1 protein-coding gene is annotated in these 1,018 nt (G+C 67.3%); it reads left to right on the forward strand.

The genetic code is table 11. The features are described 5' to 3' along the window. The coding region (locus tag A5744_RS19825; RefSeq protein WP_240563119.1) for a condensation domain-containing protein at window positions 1-1,018 on the forward strand (1,018 nt) is incomplete at both ends.

Genomic DNA, 1,018 nt, shown 5'->3' on the forward strand with positions numbered 1-1,018 from the left:
CCGGCGAGTTGGTGGCGCTGGCCGGGTATCGGTTTGACCTGTCGAGCGAGATTCCGATCCGTGGACAGATCTATGCCGTGGGCCCCGAGCAGCATGTGGTCGGGATTGTGTTGCACCACATCGCTTTTGACGGCTGGTCGATGGCGCCGATGGTCCGGGACGTGGGCGTGGCGTATGCCAGCCGGTGCGCGGGGCAAGCCCCGCCCTGGGCACCGTTGGCGGTGCAGTACGCGGATTACACGCTGTGGCAACAGGATTGGCTGGGCGACGAATCCGATCCCGACAGTGTGATCGCCTCGCAGTTGGCCTACTGGCGCCAGGAGCTGGCCGAGCTGCCCGAGGTGGTGTCGCTGCCCACGGATCACGCGCGTCCGCCGGTGCCCAGCTACCGCGGCGATCAGGTCGAGATGCGCATCGACCCGCAGCTGTGGGCGGGGATCAAGGCGGTCGCGGCGGCCCACAACGCGACGGCCTCGATGGTGTTGCAGGCGGTGTTGGCGGTGGTGCTGCACCGCGCCGGTGTCGGTGAGGACATCGCGATGGGCTCGCCGATCGCCGGCCGGTTGGACGAGGCCCTCGATGATCTGGTCGGGTTTTTTGTCAACACCTGGGTTTTACGCGTGGATGTCAATGCCGCGCAGCGCTTCTCCGACGTCCTGGCGGCGGTGCGGCACAAGGCCCTCAATGCCTACAGCAACCAGGACGTCCCGTTCGAGCTCCTGGTCGAACAGCTCAACCCGGTGCGATCGACCGCGCACCACCCGCTGTTCCAGGTGCTGATGGTCTTCCAGAACAACGTCCGACCCGAGGTGGCGCTGGACGGGGTCGCCGTCGAGCCCCTGACGATGGTCACCCAAACGGCCAAGTTCGACCTGGACTTCGACCTGCGGGAGGTGCCGGGCGAAGATGCGGCGGCGCCGATGGCCGCCGGGGTGGTGACCTACGCCACGGATCTCTTCGACCGGGCCAGCATCGAGCGGTTGGTCGGCTGGTTTGGCCGGGTGATCGAGGCGGTGGT

Source organism: Mycobacterium sp. IS-1264 (genome assembly GCF_001954195.1).
Taxonomy (GTDB): domain Bacteria; phylum Actinomycetota; class Actinomycetes; order Mycobacteriales; family Mycobacteriaceae; genus Mycobacterium.